The following is a 22541-nucleotide window of genomic DNA, read 5'->3' on the forward strand; positions in this document are numbered from 1 at the left end:
TTGTTTCATTCAGTTCTTCAAATTCGGATTAATAGACGAATCTACAAAAGGACGGGGAAGATACATCTTACTGTCATTCCACGTACCTGATACGGAAACAGCTTCTTTCCTGAAGACTCCGGGAGCCACTTCAATCTCCGGATTTAATTTTCTGTATTCAAAATGATCTTTAATGCGATTCATGCGAAACATATCCCTCGCTCTAGTGGCAATATTTCCCCAATAATATCCGGCTATTTCCCAGCCATGTTCATTATAGGCAGCTTCTGCCAGATCATCATACGACATGGTTGTCTTATAGATATCCCGGTCTGCAACAACAGATCCATTGGCACGATTACGTACCTCATTCAATAAGTTGACAGCTTCCGTGATACTGCCTGTTTTTGAACGACCCACAGCTTCGGCATACCAGCAATATACTTCTGCCAAGCGAATAATCTGATGCGTCTTTTCTCCATTCTGATTCATCGAAATCTTCGGATTCGTATAATCGAATTCTTCTCCAGTGGTCGTTTCTACTTTCTTCATGAAACAGGGAGCAACAACCACACGCGGCGCTTCCGGATTGGGGTCTTCCCACCAATCACGCAACTTAGTTTCATTCTTCAATATGATTTTCGGGAAATAAGATGCATCTTTGCGTGAGCCTTCCGGGAAATCATACCAGAATTTAATTTCTCCGTTCGTATCTCCCCATCCACCGCCACCATAAGCATAGTCTGCCAGGAAATCAGCTAAAGGGGCATTGGTAAGTGCATCTATTCCCAAATTATAGTAAACGCCAAGCAATACTTCAGGATTATTCTTATTATACTCCATCGAATATACTTGCTTATAATCAGGTAATAACTTGTAGTAATAAGTACCTTTCTTCGAAGCATCGATTACTTCCTTTGCCTTTGCAGCGGCTAGTTGATAATATTCTGTTCCCTTGTTCAACGGCCATCCTGCCATTGCCATATACACATAAGCCAATGTTGCTTTTACAGCTCCTTGACTAACAGCAATGTTTACCCCGTTTCTTGCGTAGGGTTCTTTAGTATAATTGGCAGGGACCATTGTCTCTGCCTTTTTCAGGTCAGAAACAATCAGTTCGTAAATTTCAGAAACGGTTGCCAATGGCATGTTATAATTGATTTCATCTTTCACAACCATAGGTACCTCTCCCCAAGCCATTACAAAATAAAAGTAAGAATAGGCACGCCAATAATAAGCTTGTCCAATGGCCGCATCTTTCTCTTCCTGGCTCACTTCCGGAGTTCGTCCGGCATTATCTATAATGAAATTAGCCGCTTTTACCAATCTCCAACGAGCACCCCACAATTCAGTCACCCAAGTGTTGTTGTCCGAAACATTATAAGTATCTACCTCACGCAGCCCCTGCTTATTAGCTGCAGGGTGTGTAGAAATATCATCACCCATCACTGATTCGAAACCTGCCCAAATATTTGCATACATATCACTTGCAACTTTGGAATACATTCCATTCAGAGCCAAGTCCAGATCACCTTTTGAATTGAAGAAATTAGTTACCGCCAACTGCCCTTTAGGATCTTCTGTCAGTAAATCCTGGCAAGACACCATCCAAAGTGCTATCAATGCTAGTCCGACAGATTTGAATATTCTATATATTGTTTTCATATCCATGTATAGTTAAAAGATTAAAAGTTAAGTTTCATACCAAAAGTGAATGTTCTTGGAACAGGATAAGATCCCATATCCACACCATTAAAGCCATAATCGGATTCACTGTACACTTCTGGGTCCATACCTGTGTATTTCGTTAATGTAAACAGGTTTTGAGCACTGACCGACAGTTGAATATCGGCTACTTTCGTTATCTTCTTAGGAATATTATACGTAAGGCTTATATTTTTCAGTTTCACAAATGATGCATCTTCAAGCCAGAAATCGGAATCAGGATAGTTTCTATTATCTGAATTTTTATGACTTGCATACACAGCATCTGCTTTATTGGCTACTTTATCCCAACTTTTGTAATAAGCATCAGATAAAGAGATGAAACGATATACACCTGTCATAGATCCCATCGCATAGCGGCTTACATTCAGTCTATCTTGTCCTAATGCAGCATTGATAAAGAGATTGAGCGTCCAGTTTTTCCAAGTAAATGTATTATTCCATCCGAAAGTCCAATTAGGCTCGGCCTGCCCTTTAGTAACCAGATCGTCAGCACCCGGATTGGTTGTCAAACTTCCATTAGATTGATGTTTATACAAGTTGGCGCCCTGGTCATTAAAGTTTGCCCATTCATAAAGATAGAAAGAACCAATCGGATACCCTACTTTTTTAATTTGAATGGGACCACCGCCAATACTTGTATAATTCTCCCCAACGATAAAATCACTACCTGCCAGATCGATTATCTTATTCTTTAAATAAGATGCATTCAGCGATGTTTCCCAACCAAATATATCTTTGTCTGTCAAAGGAGTAGCTGTAATGGTGAATTCAACACCAGAGTTTCTAACTTCACCTTGGTTGACCCAGAAAGAGCCACCTCCGTTATACTGAGGAGCAGGTTTGCGAAGCAACAGGTCCTTAGTATCCTTTCGGAACCATTCGGCTGTAAAACTCAAGCGACCGTCTAAAACACTGGCGTCCAAACCTATGTTATACTGATAGGTGCTTTCCCAAGTTACATCCGGTGTAGCGAGATTTCCAGTCCAATAACCGGTATGGATTGCATCGCTACCATAACCGTCATAATTTGTAGGAGCCAACATACCCAATGTTGTGTAAGCACCGATACTTTGATTACCAACAACACCAAAACTGGCTCTTAGTTTCAATTGCTGGACAATGTTTTGTTTGCTCATAAAGTTTTCTTTAGCAACATCCCAAGCAACAGCTGCTGACGGAAAATATCCCCATTTATTCTTCTTCTGAAACTTAGATGAACCATCGGCACGGAAAGTACCTGTCAGCATATACTTTCCTTTGTAATTGTACATAATTCGACCAAGCCCGGACACAATAGCTTCTGCGGAATAGCCATTCTCTCCATCGCGTGTCTTTGCATTTTTTGCATTCCAATAACCAACAAACTCATTGGCTAAATCACTTCCGGTCAGTTTTAGATTTCTGCCTTCGGCACCACTTGCTTCAAATACAGCTGTTGCAGTCAAATGATGATCGCCGAAACTTGTGTTATAAGTCACATTATTGGTATTCTGCCAGAATAGATTCATCCTGCTCGCATTTTCCATACCACTAATTTGTCCGGGTTTTGCTAACGACGAGGTGAAAGAGTAACTCGGAACATGAGAGTAATTAGCAGCACCCTGTACAGACAATGTCAACCCTTTCATTATTTTGAAAGTCAAATCCATATTAGTATTCAAAGCATACACATATGAATCGCCATAATTTGCCACACGGGCACCATAAGGGTTTCCGTTTACTGAATTATAAGGGTCCATATTATAAACGCCCGTCACCGGATCTTTCATTTCCATCGTAGGAGAATAGTTCAGAAAGTTCATAATGTCAATGCCCCCGTTATGACTGTGAGTACGTGAAGCATTAATTTTGGTAGAAAGTGTCAACCACTTGGTGAGTTCATTATCCAAATTTATCCGTAACTGTGCACGTTGATACTTGGTCGTGATGGTCATGGCTGTCATATTCAATACATTGGCTGAAATAAGGTACTTGTTTTTAGCCGTTCCACCCGAAATGCCTAATTTATAGTCTTGACTAATACCAGTCTGCAACATCAAATTCTGCCAGTCAATGCCCTTGGAGCCATTCTTATAGGCTTCCATCTCATCATCTGCAAATGAGATACCATTATACTCCTTTAGTGCAGTCGCATATTCATAAGCATTCAGTAAGTCATATTTTTTAAGGATGTTCGATACGCCTATAGCCACATCTGCATAAATCTGCACTTTACCTTCCACCCCTTTTTTAGTAGTTACCAACACCACACCATTAGCACCGCGTGAGCCATAAATAGCTGTTGCCGAAGCATCTTTCAGAACTTCAATAGATTGAATGTCAGCTGGATTTACATCCAGTCCACCAGACATAATACCATCAATGACATACAGGGGGTCATTGCTGGTATTAAGAGAAGTGGTACCACGAACACGAACTTTAACTGTACCACCAGGTAAACCATTTACGCTCGTCACTGCCACACCTGCAGTACGTCCTTGCAGAATATCTTCCACCCGCTTTACCGGCTGATCCTTAAATTGTTTGGAAGAAACAGAAGCCACAGCACCTGTTATATCTGATTTTTTCACTACACCATAGCCAATGACCACTACTTCACTCAATTGGTTCTGATCTTCCTGCATTGTAATCTTCAAACTGGTATTCGTTCCCAGTTTAACCTCTTTAGTCACGTATCCGATATAAGAAAATGATAGTGTAGAGCCAACAGGAGCACTAATCGAGAACTTTCCGGAAATATCCGTTACGGTACCAGTTTGTGCATCTTTAAGGGTTACGTTGACACCGATGATAGGTTCATTGCTGTCGGCATCCATAACAGTACCCGAATACTGTTTTGCAACCTGTGCATAAGTAGATGTAACTGCTGCAAAAAGAAATAGTAGCAAGCAGCCAAGCGTTTTTCTTAGATTATCCATATACTTTTCATTTAGTTAGAATATAATAATATTAGATTTTTAGGAATTTTAGATACAAGTCAAGGCATTCAAAATGTTCCCAACATTACTCCGCCACCTCTTCATTCTACAGTTTTAGGATGTATTCATAGTAAATAGTCTTTTTTTTAAGGTTTAATACTATTCCGTATTTAGTGTCAACTATGCAAATATAGGTGCAAAGCGTGGAAATAGAGATCAAATAACATCCATAATTAGTCCGCTACTGTTCAAAAGGAGTATTCTGAATATCCTTTCGAGCTATCTAATGAGCTTTGTGGACAAAAGAAGATGAAATCTATTGTACAGTTTCATAACTTCTTTTATATTTGCTCTATCAAAAGAACATAACTATGTCAAAAGCACACGTACTAAAGAGGTATTCTTTTCTAATCTGGATATTATTCTTTGTTCTTTCTACCAAGGCTGAACAACAAGACTACTACTTCAGACAAATTTCTTTGGAACAGGGATTGTCACAATCAAGAGTGCAGTGCATTTACAGAGATCATTTAGGAGTCATATGGATAGGTACCAAATGGGGATTAAATAGTTATGACCAATCTGAACTGAAAAGTTATTTTCATGACCGGGAGCAGCCCAACTCATTGCCCGACAATTTCATTCGTTTTATTACAGAGGATCGTTTAGGCGATTTATACGTTTCTACCAATAAAGGAATTGCCATCTACAATAAAGCAGAAAATCAGTTTCAGCCATTGAAATATAACGGGAAGCCATTTAACGCTTGGTCTTATCTTCAAATAGGTGACAATTTCCTGTTTGGAGGAGAAGAAACTTTATACCAATACAATCTGACGGATAAAAGTATTACGACGATCTTCCCCGACATCGATGGAGACAAGTTAAAATGTATCAACCGCATCTTTCAGTGGAGTCCCGATGTGCTGATAACCAGCAGTAAAAAAGACGGGCTTTGGATGTACGACTTGATAAAAAAGAAAATGTATCGATGTCCATTTGTAAAAGAGCGCGAGATAAACACCATATTTGTTGACTCTCAAAACCGGCTTTGGGTATCATTCTATGGCAAAGGAATAGCCTGCTACTCGAAAGAGGGGAAAAGGCTTTTCAGTTTATCCACCAAAAACTCCGGGCTCAACAACGATATCATTTTTGATTTTCTTGAAAAAGACAACCAACTTTGGATAGCTACTGACGGAGGAGGTATCAACATACTTGACTTCCAGACTATGAAGTTCTCTCATCTTAAACATATTTCCGATGATGAACAATCCTTGCCGAATAACTCTATCTACCGGCTGTATAAAGATCAGATGGACAATATATGGATAGGCAGTATACACGGAGGATTATTCGCCATTAAGAAAGTGTTCATCAAAACCTATAAAGATGTTCCACTGAACAATCTCAATGGAATTAGCGAACGTACCGTGGTTAGCATCTTTGAAGATAAGGATACATTGCTTTGGATTGGAACAGACGGAGGAGGTATCAACTCATTTGACCAAAAAACGAATACATTTCATCATTACCCTACTACATACGGGGAGAAAGTTACCTCTATCACAGATTTTTCTGAAAATGAGCTCTTATTATCATGTTTTAATAAAGGGGTCTTTACCTTTAATAAGAGAACCGCACAGATGCAACCTTTTCCCATTATCAATGACTCTATTTCGAAAAGAGAATTTTCATCCGGTGATTTGGTAAATCTATATGCTACAAAAGATAATATTTACATATTAGGAGCAAAAGTCTATATCTACAACAAGCATACCCGGCAAACATCTATTCTCTACGCACCCCAAATAGACATTCAACGCCAAATAGCTATGCAGGCAATTTATTCCGACGATACGCATCTGTATCTAATGGGAACCAATAACCTGTTTAAACTAAACTTCAAAACTAACGAACTATCTTCATTAGTCAATATGAAAGAGGGAGATGATTTCACATCGGCCTGCCGGGATGATAAAGGTAACTTCTGGATAGGAAGTAATTTCGGACTGCTCTTCTATAATAAACAGACTGGAAAAACAGAAAAAATACATACCAACTTGTTCAACAGTGTATCCAGCCTTGCCTATGATAAAAAAGGAAAAGTCTGGATAGGAGCGCAGAACATGTTCTTTGCGTATATTATCAACGAAAAACGTTTTGTTATCCTGGACGAATCCGATGGAGTTCCTTCCAACGAATTGATATTTACCCCTATTCCTGCTCTTCGTACTCCCAATCTGTATATGGGAGGTACTATGGGACTGGTACGCATTAATACGGATATTATTTTCGAAAGTAATTCGTCTCCTATTCTCAAGCTACTTGAAGTAAAACTGAATGGTAAATCAACTCTGAAACAGGTTAATAATAACTGTATTTCGATTCCTTGGAATCATTCATCGTTCAACATTAAAGTGATTGCTGACGAAAAGAACTCCTTCCGAAAACACCTTTTCCGGTATGTCATCACAGGAAAAGACAAAATGGTGATCGAGAGTTATCTCCAGACACTCGAATTGGGTACATTCGCATCAGGAGAATATACCATCAGCGTATCCTGCGACACCTCCAACGGTGAATGGAGCCAGCCGATAGAGATCTTAACTATTATAGTCTCACCTCCTTGGTGGAAATCTATCTGGTTTATTATACTATGCATTTTCTTTGCATTTTTAGTGGCAGGAGTGGTCTTCTTTAGTTTGATAAGAAAAAAAGAAAATCGGCTGAAACGTGAGATGCGGGAACATGAGAAGAAGATATATGAAGAGAAAATACGCTTCTTAATCAATATCAGCCATGAGCTACGTACCCCTTTGACACTCATCTATGCTTCCCTGAAACGAATTCTAAATAAAGAGGTGAAGCAAGACGAGCTACCGGAATATCTACAGGGGGCATTCAAACAGGCGAATCAGATGAAAGATATTATCAACATTGTGCTTGATGCACGCAAAATGGAGGTAGGACAGGAAGTGCTACACATCTCTTCGCATCCTTTGCACAAGTGGATACAGGAAGTGGCAGAAACATTTCAAACTGCATCTAAAGCCAAAGAAATTGAAATTACATACGACTTTGACGACAGTATACAATCTATCGCGTATGATGACACAAAATGCAAAGTTGTTCTTTCCAATCTGATTATGAATGCTTTGAAATATAGTCCTAATCAGACTCGTATTGTTATAAAAACCATCCGTACAAATGAAAGTATACAAGTACACGTACAAGACCAGGGAATCGGATTGGATAATGTAGATATAAAGAAACTCTTTACCCGTTTCTACCAAGGCAAACATAATGAGGGAGGAAGTGGTATCGGTTTATCTTATGCTAAAATGTTGATTGACTTACATGGAGGTAGGATGGGCGCTTTCAATAATAAAGACAGAGGGGCCACATTCTTTTATGAAATACCGGCTAATCTACAAGAACAAGAAGTATCATGTCCTCAACATTCCTACCTCAACGAACTTTTAAGTTCTCCGGAGGAAGAAGAGAAAATAGAATCCGGGGCTTTCTCTCTACAAGGATACTCACTGTTGATTGTAGAAGATAAACAGGACTTAAGAGAATTCTTAAAAAATGCTCTTAAGGATAAATTCAAGAAGATCTATCAGGCAGAAAATGGATTGGTAGCGCTGGAAGTTATTAAGCAACAGCAACCGGACATTATAGTAAGTGATGTAATGATGCCACAAATGAATGGCTATCAGCTATGCAAGGAAATTAAAGAAAATCTGAATATTAGCCATATCCCTGTCATTCTGCTTACCGCCAGAGCCGATTCTGAAAGCCAGATGTTAGGATACAAATTAGGAGCCGACGCCTATCTACCTAAACCTTTTGAAATGGAAATGCTCCTTAGCGTGATCCAGAACCAGATGAGAAATCGTGAATATATTAAATCCAGATACAGGGGCAATCAATTCATTCTGTCTCCGCAAGAGGCTACTTTCAGCAATGCGGATGAACAATTTATGATTAAATTGAATGAAATGATTGATCAGAATCTGTCTCAACCAGATCTGGACGTAAAATTCCTGACTGCTCAAATGGCTATGAGCCGGACATCCTTATATAATAAGGTCAAGGAACTGACCGGCATGGGAGCAAACGATTATATCAATCGTAGAAGAATCGACAAAGCAATCATTCTTTTAACTCAGTCTGACATGAGCATTACTGAAATATCAGAGCAGGTAGGTTTCACTTATCAACGATATTTCAGTACGCTATTTAAAGAAATGAAAGGAATGACTCCTTCTCAATTCAGAGCACAACACGGTTCTACCCAACAACAATCAGAATAGATTCAGCACTTTAGTTTATCATTTATATAGAAATTATACTCCCCGGAACAGAGCGATTAGGATTTCCAGTGCAGATTTGGACGTTTCATGATTTGAAATGACTAAAATCTGATGAGTAGAATAAAGCATTCGACTACTTTTGCAGCAAGCAATTGATAGAAAACGAATACACTTAAATTCAATTATTATGAGAAACTACTATTTAACTCTGTTACTAATATGCATTTGCGGCCTTTGCTTTGCACAGCAACAGACCAATGACATCAGTACTAAAAATCCGCCAAACAAAGAATGGAATTTCAACAATCTGGATGGATGGAAATACGGACATCAGGATAACAACCCGGATAATCAATGCATATTAGAGAATGGTTACTTACGGATCTTTACCCGGGCTAACTCGGTGGATCGGAAAAAGGTTCATACTGTAGAACGGATTTATACAACAGGAAGATATACCTGGCGTACTCATATCCCGCAAATGGGAATAGGAGATCAATGTAGCGTGGGTTCGTGGATATACCATGACGACCAACATGAATTGGATTTTGAAGTCGGATATGGTAAAGATACAGTTCGCAAGGAGTTAAATGCAGCTCCGGACGAAATGATTGCTTATATGACATCGCAGGCATATCCTTTTTCTTCCGTTCCTGTAGTAATCAAGACCGGATGGCATCTGTTCGAAATTGATCTGACATTAAAAAACGGGAACTATTACATCACCTGGTTAATAGACAACGAGCCCAAACATGAACTTCAACTGGAATTTGGGAAAGACATTGCATTCCATATTTTTTGCAGTGTAGAGAATCTTAAATTTATTGGAGACCAACCGGCACAGCAGGAAAATTCCGGATTGTTTGATTTCGTCAGATATACATATCATGACTAAATAAATGAACTTAACACACATTTCTTAAAAGCCCAAAAATTTAATGCCATGAGAACAACGTTCATTTCACTTTCTCGGATATTCATGAACATTTGTCTCCATGCACAGGATAGAGTAGTCGATGAAGGTCATGCTCTCTAAATATAAAATAGCCCTCGCTACAAATTTGTAACGGGGGTATTTTTTAGAGGAGTTATTCCTCCTCCTGCTAATATTTTGTTTATGTGCTTTTTATATCTGAATACATCAATCAGATAATCCCTCTCACTCTATCGTCAAATGCAGAAAGCGCAGCTTTCGCTCCTTCGCCCATAGAGATAATAATTTGCTTATAAGGAACCGTAGAAACATCTCCGGCTGCATAGATACCCGTCACATTCGTACGGCAATGTGCATCAATCATGATTTCGCCCGGACGGTTGGTTTCCACTATGTCGCGGAATACACTGCTATTCGCAGAAAGCCCGATTTGTACAAATACACCATCCAACTCAACCAAACGTTCTTCTTCCGTTTTGCGATCTTTGATGCGCAGGGCAGTCAGTTTATCACCATTTCCTATCACTTCCGTAGTCTGTGAACTTACAAACACTTCCACGTTCGGCAATGATTTAAGTCGATCTTGAAGTACACTGTCTGCTTTCAACTCATCCATAAATTCAAAAACAGTGACTTTGGAGCAGATACCAGCCAAGTCAATCGCTGCCTCAATGCCGGAATTTCCTCCACCTACTACTGCTACATGCTTTCCCTTATAAAACGGCCCATCACAATGAGGGCAGAAAGCAACACCACGACCGATATACTCCGCTTCTCCCGGAACATTCAGTTTACGCCAGCTTGCACCGGTTGCAATAATCAGTGCCGGAGCCAGGAATTTCTCCCCAACAGAGGTAGTGATCTGCTTTTGTTTTCCAACCACTTCTACTTTTTCTACTTTACGATGCTCCAGCAAATCCACCGGATAACACAACAAGTGAGTTTTCAGATTATCGGCAAGTTCATTTCCTGTCGTTTCCGGAACAGAGATTAAATTCTCAATACCTACCGTTTCTTTCACCTGTCCGCCAATACGCTCGGCCACAATAGCTACACGCAACCCTTTACGAGCAGAATAAATAGCTGCCGATACTCCTGCAGGTCCTCCACCGGCTACAATCACATCATATTCTTTCACCTCTGCATTCGCTTTGGTGTCGTCAATACCATATTGTTCTTCCAACTTGGCAAGCAATTCGCCAAATTCACCACGGCCTACATGAAGTAATTTTCCATCTGCAAAGACAGAGGGTACTCCTTGTATCTTCAGTGCATCTACTTCATCCTGATAAAGCGCACCGTCTACCATTTCATGCGTAATAGCCGGATTCAAAGTAGTCATTGCATTCAGAGCCTGCACTACGTCAGGGCAGTTCGTACAAGTCAACGAAACATAAGTGGTCAAATGTATCGGGCCTTTCAGTGCTTTCACACGGTTGCAAACGGCCTCATCGGGAAAGTTCTTTCCTTTGCCATCCAGATTCAGAATAGCCAAAAGCAATGACGTGAACTCATGTCCGTTAGGAATACCCCGGAATGTAATTCCGGTGCGGTCGCCATTCTTCAGTAAAGTAAACTTCAATGCGTCTCCCTCATTCACTACACAAGTGATATGATCGGAACAATCCGCTACATCTCCCAGCAGCTCCAATAATTCTGTTTTGTTTTCGTGGCTGGATGATACGGATATATCAAAAGTAAAGTTTGCCTCCAGCCCAGCAAAAATACCCTTTAGTTGTTCTTTTAATGCAGATTCTAACATATCTTTTTTCCTTTCATTTTTTTAAAAGAAAGGCCGGCAGCGTCTCCCGTTACCGGCCTCCCATAATCACCATTATCAAGATCTATCAAATCTTACCTACCAGGTCAATGCTTGGTTTCAGGGTAGACTCACCCTTCTTCCATTTAGCCGGGCAAACTTCTCCGTCATGGCTGGCTACAAACTGTGCAGCTTCCACTTTACGAAGCAATTCACTTGCATCACGGCCAATATTGTTATCATTCAGTTCCACCACTTTAATCTTTCCTTCCGGATTGACAACGAATGTACCGCGATAAGCCATACCTTCTTCTTCGATATATACACCCAGTGCACGGCTCAAAGCGCCAGTCGGGTCTGCCAACATCGGATATTGAATCTTGCGAATACTTTCAGAAGCATCATGCCAAGCTTTGTGCACGAAATGAGAGTCAGTACTTACCGAATAGATTTCTACACCCATCGCTTTGAACTGGTCGTACTTTTCAGCCATATCCACCAATTCAGTAGGACATACGAAAGTAAAGTCGGCAGGATAGAAGAAAAGAATCGCCCATTTACCTTTCAGGTCATTGCTGGTTACAGTCTTGAAAGCTCCGTTGTGAAAAGCCTGAACACTGAATTCAGGAAGTTGAGAATTTAAAATTGGTTCCATAATCTTTATTGCTTTTATTGTTATTAATTGATTTGACTTATAACATCAGAAACAACGTTTTGTTTTTTGTTTCTGATACAAAGATAAAGGCAGAAACCCCGCCTTTGCAAAAAAAGCCCAATCGAATATTTCTATGCACTGATAGATGAAATTAATAAAAGCATTTTATACCTTTGCATGCATAAACAAAAAAACTGGAAAATATATACGATTATGGAACATCCTCTTGACCAATTCTTATATTGCCCTAAATGTGGTTCCTCTCATTTTGAGATTAACAACGAGAAATCTAAAAAATGTGCAGATTGCGGCTTTGTCTATTATTTCAATCCTTCTGCCGCCACAGTAGCACTCATCTTGAATGAGAAAAATGAACTGCTTGTCTGCAAACGTGCCAAAGAGCCAGCCAAAGGGACTCTCGATCTTCCCGGCGGATTCATCGATATGAATGAAACAGGCGAAGAAGGTGTTGCCCGCGAAGTACTGGAAGAAACAGGGCTGAAAGTTAAAAAAGCCGTTTACCAGTTCACACTTCCCAATATTTATGTTTATTCAGGTTTCCCTGTACATACTCTCGATATGTTTTTCCTCTGCACTGTAGAAGACATGAGCCATTTCTCCGCCATGGATGATGTAGCAGATTCTTTCTTCCTACCTCTCTCCGAGATTCATCCGGAAGATTTTGGGTTGGATTCTATCCGTCGCGGACTTAGCTTGTTTCTAGCTCAATGCCGCTAAGATAATCTCATCAGCCTGATAGATTGAGAGTATTTCATCTATAGTTATGTCCCATTTTTAAGATATTCCTCCAAAACATCAGATAAAAAAATAATGATCTGGAGAATAAAATGCATAAAAACATGCAACTGTATGCAAAATCACAGGCTAATACCGTATAAATTCAAGTCGAATATGCATCTTTTTCTATCAAGAAAAGATTCGTTGGTTTAAAACCAAGGAGTTCTTCCCCACCGAGGAACGCTTCCTTTCTCACCGACGAAGCAGCTTTTGCTCGGTGAGGAAGACAAATAAGGGAAAATTAAGACCGTTTTTCTTCTATTTCATCACAAATATCGAAAAGGCAACAAACAACAAAATGCCAGTTTCTAACCACATTTCAGTTTACACAACAAGTGAAAAAGAAGAAAAGCATTACAATTTAATCGACAAACATCTCATATAACAAAAAGAAAGAATTTCGCACCTACAAATCTCTGCGTTTTTTTATATTTCTCAATCCTCCCAGTAATTACGCCTTTTATTCTCGTTTAAATATTCCTTTTCTTAAGATGGGCCATTTTTCAGTAGCCAATTGATGTATTTGTAAAATAGAAGTTCATCTCAACCAAATAGATCAAAGTAATTTATCACATAATCTTAAACAATCATATTATATTACTATAAATGAACAAAATACAACATATTGTGTTATCTTTGTAACCACCATTAATTTAATGGCCATTAAATTAACTGCCATTAAGATAGCAATAATATGAAGTTCTACGACCGAAAGAAAGAAATGGCGATACTGTATGCAGCTAAAAAGCAATCACAAACGAGCGCTTGCTTTACTGTAATGACCGGACGCCGACGAATCGGAAAAACAGCTCTACTCTTAGAGTCTGTCAAAGACACCCGATTCGTATATATATTTGTAGCAAGAAAGAGTGAAGTCCTGCTTTGCGCACAATATCAACCTGTCATTCAGGAAACGCTTGGCATTCGTATCTATGGAGAAATCAGAGAGTTCGCACAGCTCTTTGAACTGCTGATGCAACATTCCCAAAAGGAAAATTTCACATTAATCATTGACGAATTTCAAGAATTTCTCTATGTCAATCCGTCTATCGTCAGTGACATACAACGTATTTGGGACCAATATCACGCGACTTCCAAAATCAATTTCATTGTATGCGGTTCCGTTTATTCAATGATGAAAAGAATATTCGAAGACCGCAAGGAGCCACTATACGGACGCCTTACCGCCCGAATTTCTCTGCATCCATTCACCACCACCGTTATCAAAGAGATTCTAGCAGACCATGCCCCCCAATTCACATCGGAAGATTTGCTTTGCTTGTATTTGCTGACAGGTGGAGTAGCCAAATACATCACCCTATTGATGGAAGCGAAAGCATTTAATAAAACAGCCATGATAGATTATGCGCTTTCCGAAGGCTCACCATTTCTGACAGAAGGCAAAGACATGTTGATTTCCGAGTTCGGGAAAGACTATGCCAATTATTTTTCTATCCTATCTCTCATTGCAGAAGGAAAAACAACACAACGAGAGATTGATTCCATCATCAATAAAAACACCGGTTCCTATTTAGCCAACCTTGAGGATGAATATTCATTAATCAAAAAAGTGAAACCGATGTTCGCTAAACCTAATAGTCGTGCTACCCGTTATTGCCTGCAAGACAATTTTCTACGATTCTGGTTTCGCTTTATTTTCCCAAACAACGCAGTACTGGAAATGGGGAAAAACCATTTACTGATAGAATATGTAGAAAAGAACTATGAACAATACAGCGGCCTATTGTTAGAAAAATATTTCCGTGAACTTATCGCTGAAGAAGAGGAAGTTACCGACGTAGGTAACTATTGGGACAAAAACGGAGAAAATGAAATAGACCTGATCGCCCTCAACCGGTTTAACAAAACAGCACTTATCGGAGAAGTAAAAAGAAATCCGAGAAAAATAAGTATCCCGGCATTGGAAAAGAAAGGAGAAACTTTACATAAAGAATTAAATGATTATAAAATAACTTTCAAAGGATTCTCATTGAAAGATATGTAGTACTTTTGCATAAACACCCGATTATGAAAAAAGAAATTACTAGACTCATTTGTGCCGCCATCTGCTGCACGCCCATTATAGGATTTGCCCAGACAGGTGATAAGTTCACTTCGACTGACAACCTTTATAAAGAAGGGAAAGAACTTTTCCAGGAAAAGAATTATGCAGCTGCTCTGCCGGCATTGAAAGCATTTGTAAAACAAAAGCCTGCAGCCAGCCTTCTTCAGGACGCAGAGTATATGCTAGTCAGTTCGGCTTACGAACTGAAAGACAAAAACCGCATCGAACTCCTCCGCAAATATCTCGACCGTTATCCTGATACTCCATACGCTAACCGCATTTATGCGCTGTTAGCCTCCTGCTATTTCTACGAAGGAAAATATGATGAAGCACTAGCACTCTTCAACTCTGCCGACCTCGATTTGTTAGGTAATGAAGAACGGGACGACTGCACCTACCAACTGGCTACCTGTTATCTGAAAACCGATAATCTAAGAGAAGCAGCCATCTGGTTTGAAACTTTGCGCGCCAACAGCCCCAAATACGCCAAAGATTGTGATTACTATCTTTCCTACATCCGCTATACACAAAAACGCTATAGTGAAGCATTGAAAGGTTTCCTTCCATTGCAGGACGACTCGAAGTACAAAGCACTCGTCCCTTATTATATAGCCGAAATTTATACGCAGCTCAAAAACTATGATAAGGCACAAATTGTAGCACAAAACTACCTGTCAGCCTACCCGAATAACGAGCACGCCGCAGAAATGTACCGTATTCTTGGAGATGCCTATTACCATTTCGGACAATATCACCAAGCCGTAGAAGCATTCAACAATTACCTGAATAAGGATCGCTCGGCTCCCCGCCGGGATGCCCTTTATATGCTGGGACTCTCCTACTACCAAACAAAAGTATACTCCAAAGCAGCCGAAACATTAGGTAAAGTGACAACTGACAACGATGCTCTTACCCAAAATGCGTATCTCCACATGGGACTCTCTTATCTGCAACTGGCAGAGAAAAACAAAGCACGCATGGCTTTTGAACAAGCAGCCGCCTCCAATGCTAATATGCAAATCAAGGAACAGGCAGCTTACAATTACGCTCTTTGCCTGCACGAGACTTCTTTCTCCGCTTTCGGTGAATCAGTTACTGCCTTCGAGAAATTCCTGAATGAATTTCCGACTTCTCCTTATGCTGAAAAAGTCAGCAGCTACCTGGTAGAAGTTTACATGAATACACGTAGCTACGACGCAGCTTTGAAATCAATCGACCGGATTGCCAAACCAAGCGCGCAAATATTGGAAGCCAAACAAAAGATACTGTTCCAATTAGGAACTCAATCTTTCGCTAACGCCGACTTCGAACAAGCTCTGAAATATCTGAACCAATCCATTGCCATCGGACAATATAATCGTCAGACCAAGGCAGACGCTTACTATTGGTGCGGAGAATCCTATTACCGTCTAAACCGAATGGTAGAAGCCGCACGTGATTTTAATGCTTATCTGCAACTCACCACCCAACCCAATAACGAAATGTATGCGCTTGCCAATTATAACTTAGGGTATATCGCTTTCCACCGGAAAGACTATACGCAAGCAAGCAATTATTTCCAAAAATACGTTCAACTGGAGAAAGGTGAAAATGCAACCGCACTTGCCGATGCATACAATCGTATTGGTGACTGCCACCTGCATGTACGTAACTTTGAAGAAGCCAAACAGTATTATTCACAAGCCGAGCAGATGAATACTTCTTCCGGAGACTATTCTTTCTATCAGCTGGCTCTTGTATCCGGTCTGCAGAAAGACTATACCGGTAAGATTACCTTGCTGAACCGTCTGGTAGGAAAGTACCCTGCTTCTCCTTATGCCGTAAACGCTATTTACGAGAAAGGACGTTCCTATGTTTTGATGGACAACAACAATCAAGCCATTACCTCTTTCAAAGAATTGCTTACTAAATATCCTGAAAGCCCGGTCAGCCGGAAAGCTGCCGCCGAAATCGGATTATTATATTACCAAAAAGGAGATTACAACCAAGCAATCGAAGCCTACAAACAGGTTATCGAAAAATATCCGGGCAGTGAAGAAGCCCGCCTTGCCATGCGTGATTTGAAATCTATTTATGTAGACCTCAACCGTATCGACGAATTTGCTGCTTTAGCAAATGCCATGCCGGGACACATCCGTTTCGATGCTAACGAACAAGACTCGCTTACGTATGCCGCCGCAGAAAAGATTTATGCACGAGGCAGAATGGAAGAAGCCAAAACAAGCCTCAACAAATACCTGCAAACTTTCCCGGAAGGAGCCTTCAGCCTGAACGCACATTATTATCTCTGCCTGATCGGAAACGAGCAGAAGAATTATGATATGATTCTTCTCCATTCCGGTAAGTTGTTGGAATATCCAAACAATCCGTTTGCAGAAGAAGCACTGATCTTGCGTGCTGAAGTGCAATTCAACCAGCAAAATATGGCTGAAGCATTGGCTAGCTACAAAATGCTGAAAGAAAAAGCAACCAACGTAGAGCGCCGCCAACTTGCTGAAACGGGTATTCTGCGTTGCGCCTTCCTATTGCGAGATGACATAGAAACCATCCATGCAGCTACCGACTTGCTTGCAGAGGCCAAACTTAGTCCGGAGCTAAGAAATGAAGCTCTTTATTACCGTGCTAAAGCCTATACCAAGCAAAAGGCTGACAAGAAAGCAATGGAAGACTATCGTGAACTGGCCAAAGACACACGTAACTCTTACGGTGCCGAAGCTAAATATCAGGTTGCACAATCCCTCTACGACGCAAAAGAATATGCCGCTGCAGAGAAAGAATTGCTCAACTATATAGAACAGAGCACACCTCATGCTTATTGGCTGGCACGTAGTTTTATCCTTCTATCCGACGTCTATCATGCTACGGGTAAAGATCTGGACGCACGCCAATATCTGCTAAGTCTGCAACAAAATTATCAAGGGAATGACGATATTGAAAGCATGATTGAAAGCAGACTTAGTAAATTGAAAGTTGAGAATTGAGAATTAAAAAATAGAAAAGTATGAAACGATCTCATTATATAATAGGAGGACTCGCATTGGCAATCTCAATGCCATCCTGCCTTCAAGCCCAAACCACCCAACCGAAGGATACAACAATGACCCGCACGGTCGTTGTGGAACAAGAATATAACCCGGACATTATGGACGCCTCGAAAGTAAACGTCCTGCCTAAAGTAGAAGAACCGACAGTGAGCAAGAAAGAAGTAGAGTATGCTACAACATTCTTTCCGGCCACTTCCGTTCCGGCAGGCCTGATGCGCCCCTATACCGGAAAAGAAGTTCAACCCGGCACTACCCCGGGATATGTACGTGCCGGATATGGTAATTATGGCAATTTGGATGTTCTCGCCAATTATCTATTCCGCCTGTCAAAAAAAGATAGGCTGAATGTTCGTTTCCAAATGGATGGAATGGATGGTAAGTTAACTCTTCCTTTCACAAATGGAGAGAAATGGAATGCTTTCTACTACCGCACACGTGCTAATGTGGATTATACGCATCAATTCGATAAGTTGGATTTAAATATTGCCGGAAACTTCGGATTGAGCAACTTCAACTTCCAACCGGAAAGCGTAAACAGCAAGCAGAAATTCACATCCGGTGACTTTCATGCGGGCATTCATTTCATTGATGAGACTGCACCACTGCGTTTCAATGCAGAAACAAACCTGTTGATGTATGAACGTCAGCATAACATGTTCAATGAATCTGAAGCCAATACAGGTATCAAGGAAACAATCATACGTACCAAAGGCGATGTCACGGGAGCTATCGGCGACCAACAATTAATAACTATCGCTTTGGAAATGAACAATCTTCTCTACAACGGATATACAAAGAATGTTTCCACCGGAGATGAATACTTCAAAAACTACACAACGCTTCTTTTAAATCCATATTACGAACTGGATAATGATGACTGGAAACTGCATATCGGAGCCAATGTAGATTTATCTTTCGGATTTGACAAGTCTTTCCGTATCTCACCCGATATCACTGCACAGTATATTTTTTCTGATAGCTACATTGTTTATGCAAAAGCAACCGGCGGTAAGCAATTGAATGATTTCCGCAGATTAGAAAGTATCTGTCCTTACGGTGAACTGCCGGAGGCAAATACCACTGCCACTTTGGGATACGTACAACGTCCTTATGATACTTACGAGCAAATCAACGGTAGTATCGGATTCAAAGCAAGCCCTTATCCGGGACTTTGGTTCAACGTGTTCGGTGGTTATCAAAATCTAAAGAACGACTTATCTTATTTAGGTTTTGCCCCAAGTAATATTCATTCAGGTTCTTACCTTTCTTTTGCTCAAGATAATACAGAAAATCTCTACCTTGGCGGTGAAATCAGTTACGATTACAAAGATATTCTCGGAATATCAGCTAAATATACTTACCGTAATTGGGACAGCAAAACAGAGGAATATCTGTTGGCTGTGAAACCTGTCAGTGAAATGTCTTTCAATGTACGTATTCATCCGATCTCTGCTCTTAACATAAATCTAGGTTATGATTACATCAACCGGAAAGAAGTGAAAGAGTATGCAAAAATGACCGCAATTAATGATTTGCATATCGGAGCCAGCTATAATGTATTCAAAGGAGTATCTGTTTATGCGCAAGTACATAACCTGCTAAACAAGAAATATCAATATTATTTAGGTTATCCTACGGAAGGATTCAATTTCTTAGGAGGATTGAGTTTCCGGTTCTAAGGGAAATAGACAGAATATAATAAAAACACAATATGCCCATCCCGTACTATTCGAGATGGGCATATTGCATTAAATATCATCTTATTTCATTTTAATATATACCACCGAACGTCCTGAATCAAATTTTAAGATTTACCATATTAGCCTTTACCTTCACAGATGTAAATTTCAAGATTTTATTAAATTCTCCTTATAATATAAGGTAGGGAGAATCTTTTTTTTTACTTTTGTCCCCGAATATTGTGGTACAAGCCATTATAAAAGAAAGAATTATGCAGAAAAACCTTGTCATTGTCGAGTCTCCGGCAAAAGCAAAAACGATTGAAAAGTTTCTGGGGAAAGATTTCAAAGTCCTTTCTAGTTACGGACACATACGCGATCTGAAGAAAAAAGATTTCAGTATCGACGTAAATAATGATTTTAAACCCAGCTACGAAATCCCGGCAGACAAAAAGGCGCTGGTTAGCACACTGAAGACAGAAGCTAAAGAGGCAGAAACCGTATGGCTCGCATCCGATGAGGACCGCGAGGGAGAGGCGATTGCCTGGCATCTGTATGAGGTCTTGAAACTAAAACCGGAAAACACAAAACGAATCGTATTTCATGAAATTACGAAAAGCGCTATTTTAAAAGCGATTGAGCAACCACGCGACATTGACCTCAACCTCGTAAATGCACAGCAAGCACGACGGATTCTGGATCGTATCGTAGGTTTCGAACTCTCTCCCGTGCTTTGGAGAAAAGTGAAACCGGCACTTTCTGCCGGACGTGTTCAGTCAGTTGCTGTCCGCCTGATCGTTGAACGTGAACGTGAAATACATGCTTTCCAAACGGAAGCTGCTTATCGCATCACTGCCGTATTCCTCGTCCCGGACACGGATGGAAAACTGGTAGAAATGAAAGCTGAACTGGCTCGCCGCATTAAAACAAAAGAAGAAGCAAAAGCCTTCCTCAACGCATGTCAGGGAGCAAGCTTTGCTATCGACGATATTACTACCCGCCCGGTCAAGAAAACACCTCCTGCTCCATTCACAACATCTACGTTGCAACAGGAAGCCGCACGCAAACTGGGATATACCGTAGCGCAGACCATGATGCTCGCGCAACGCTTATACGAATCGGGATTCATCACTTATATGCGTACGGACTCTGTCAACCTCTCGGAATTTGCGACAGCAGGCAGTAAAGACGCTATCATCAAAATGATGGGTGACCGCTACGTACACCCCCGCCATTTCGAAACAAAGACTAAGGGTGCACAAGAAGCGCATGAGGCTATCCGCCCTACCTATATGGAAAACCAATCCATTGAAGGAACAGCACAGGAAAAGAAACTGTACGACTTGATATGGAAACGCACCATTGCCTCACAAATGGCAGATGCAGAACTGGAAAAGACAACTGCTACCATAACAATAAGTGGCAGCAGCGACGTGTTTACAGCCATCGGCGAAGTGATTAAGTTTGACGGGTTCCTCCGTGTATACCGTGAATCTTATGACGATGACAACGAACAGGAAGATGAGAGCCACCTGCTTCCTCCTCTGAAAAAAGGTCAGAAGCTGGAACACGGCCCTATCATCGCAACCGAACGTTTCACCCAACGTCCTCCACGCTATACGGAAGCAAGTCTTGTACGCAAGTTGGAAGAACTGGGTATCGGACGTCCGTCTACGTATGCACCTACTATCTCTACCATCCAACAACGCGAATACGTGGAGAAAGGTAATAAAGACGGGGAAGAACGACAGTTTAATGTCATGACATTGAAAGATCGTCAGATTAAGGATGAAAACCATACTGAAATTACCGGTGCAGAAAAGGCGAAGTTGTTCCCAACGGATACCGGCACTGTGGTAAATGATTTCCTTACCGAATATTTCCCAGACATTCTGGATTTCAACTTTACCGCCAGTGTAGAAAAGGAATTTGACGAGATTGCAGAAGGAGAAGTGAAATGGACTTCTATCATGAAGAATTTCTATGATAAATTCCACCCATCTGTAGAAAACACATTGGCTATCAAGACGGAACATAAAGTAGGCGAACGTATTCTGGGAGAAGAACCGGGAACAGGCAAGACTGTTTCTGTTAAGATTGGTCGCTTCGGTCCTGTTGTACAGATTGGTACTGTAGAAGATGAAGAAAAACCACGCTTCGCACAAATGAAGAAAGGTCAATCCATGGAAACCATCACTTTGGAAGAAGCACTGGAATTATTCAAATTACCTCGTACACTGGGCGAATATGAAGGAAAATCAGTCAGTGTAGGCGTAGGCCGTTTCGGTCCGTATGTCCTGCATAATAAGGTATATGTATCGCTCCCGAAAACACTTGATCCGATGGAAATTACTTTGGAAGAGGCAGAACAGCTGATTCTGGAGAAACGCCAGAAAGAAACGGAACGCCACATCAAGAAGTTTGAAGAGGAGCCGGAACTTGAGATTCTGAACGGACGTTACGGACCTTATATTACCTATAAGGGTTCCAATTATAAAATTCCTAAAGATATCGTCCCGCAAGATTTGAGTTTGGCTAGCTGTTTGGAACTCATCAAATTACAAGATGAAAAAGGACCAGCGACCACAAAAAAAGGACGATTCGCAAAAAAGAAATAAAAAAACTAGAAAAAGAGCAAATTATATAATTAAATGTATATATTT

11 protein-coding genes are annotated in these 22541 nt (G+C 40.6%); 7 read left to right on the plus strand and 4 right to left on the minus strand.

The genetic code is table 11. The features are described 5' to 3' along the window. Positions 1 to 9: 9 nt before the first annotated feature. Together HMPREF9010_RS23050 and HMPREF9010_RS23045 are read right to left on the minus strand one after the other, a co-directional pair. Positions 10 to 1644, minus strand: coding sequence for a RagB/SusD family nutrient uptake outer membrane protein (locus HMPREF9010_RS23050; protein WP_008642575.1), 1635 nt, complete (start codon positions 1642 to 1644; stop codon positions 10 to 12). A gap of 20 nt (positions 1645 to 1664) precedes the next feature. Further along, positions 1665 to 4625, minus strand: coding sequence for a SusC/RagA family TonB-linked outer membrane protein (locus HMPREF9010_RS23045; RefSeq protein WP_004302470.1), 2961 nt, complete (start codon positions 4623 to 4625; stop codon positions 1665 to 1667). A 371-nt stretch (positions 4626 to 4996) separates the two neighbouring features. Here HMPREF9010_RS23045 and HMPREF9010_RS23040 point away from each other — a divergent pair, with 371 nt between their 5' ends. Further along, the gene (locus tag HMPREF9010_RS23040; RefSeq protein WP_008646453.1) at positions 4997 to 8944 is read left to right on the plus strand and encodes a two-component regulator propeller domain-containing protein; all 3948 of its coding nucleotides are present in this window, start codon (positions 4997 to 4999) and stop codon (positions 8942 to 8944) included. A 187-nt stretch (positions 8945 to 9131) separates the two neighbouring features. Then, positions 9132 to 9839: a hypothetical protein gene (locus HMPREF9010_RS23035; RefSeq protein ID WP_004302474.1), complete on the plus strand. Its 708-nt coding sequence runs from the start codon at positions 9132 to 9134 to the stop codon at positions 9837 to 9839. A gap of 250 nt (positions 9840 to 10089) precedes the next feature. Here the strand turns inward: HMPREF9010_RS23035 and ahpF are convergent, their stop codons facing one another. Both ahpF and ahpC read right to left on the minus strand, forming a co-directional pair. Next, positions 10090 to 11640: an alkyl hydroperoxide reductase subunit F gene (ahpF, locus tag HMPREF9010_RS23030; protein WP_008646455.1), complete on the minus strand. Its 1551-nt coding sequence runs from the start codon at positions 11638 to 11640 to the stop codon at positions 10090 to 10092. Positions 11641 to 11725: 85 nt separating this feature from the next. Further along, positions 11726 to 12292: an alkyl hydroperoxide reductase subunit C gene (gene ahpC, locus HMPREF9010_RS23025; protein WP_008646457.1), complete on the minus strand. Its 567-nt coding sequence runs from the start codon at positions 12290 to 12292 to the stop codon at positions 11726 to 11728. A gap of 213 nt (positions 12293 to 12505) precedes the next feature. Here ahpC and HMPREF9010_RS23020 point away from each other — a divergent pair, with 213 nt between their 5' ends. The 5 genes from HMPREF9010_RS23020 (at position 12506) to topA (ending at position 22496) form a co-directional block, all read left to right on the plus strand. After that, on the plus strand, positions 12506 to 13030 hold the full coding sequence (locus HMPREF9010_RS23020; protein WP_032852560.1) for an NUDIX hydrolase: 525 nt from the start codon (positions 12506 to 12508) through the stop codon (positions 13028 to 13030). 754 nt (positions 13031 to 13784) lie between these two features. Further along, positions 13785 to 15095, plus strand: coding sequence for an ATP-binding protein (locus HMPREF9010_RS23015; protein WP_008646462.1), 1311 nt, complete (start codon positions 13785 to 13787; stop codon positions 15093 to 15095). Between the two features lie 23 nt (positions 15096 to 15118). Beyond that, on the plus strand, positions 15119 to 18136 hold the full coding sequence (locus HMPREF9010_RS23010; RefSeq protein ID WP_008646463.1) for a tetratricopeptide repeat protein: 3018 nt from the start codon (positions 15119 to 15121) through the stop codon (positions 18134 to 18136). A gap of 20 nt (positions 18137 to 18156) precedes the next feature. After that, on the plus strand, positions 18157 to 19878 hold the full coding sequence (locus HMPREF9010_RS23005) for a TonB-dependent receptor (protein ID WP_008646470.1): 1722 nt from the start codon (positions 18157 to 18159) through the stop codon (positions 19876 to 19878). Between the two features lie 272 nt (positions 19879 to 20150). Next, positions 20151 to 22496, plus strand: a complete 2346-nt coding sequence (topA, locus tag HMPREF9010_RS23000) for a type I DNA topoisomerase (protein WP_032852404.1) — start codon at positions 20151 to 20153, stop codon at positions 22494 to 22496. The last annotated feature ends 45 nt before the right edge of the window (positions 22497 to 22541 follow it).

It is taken from the genome of Bacteroides sp. 3_1_23 (assembly GCF_000162555.1).
GTDB classification, from domain to species: Bacteria; Bacteroidota; Bacteroidia; order Bacteroidales; family Bacteroidaceae; genus Bacteroides; species Bacteroides ovatus.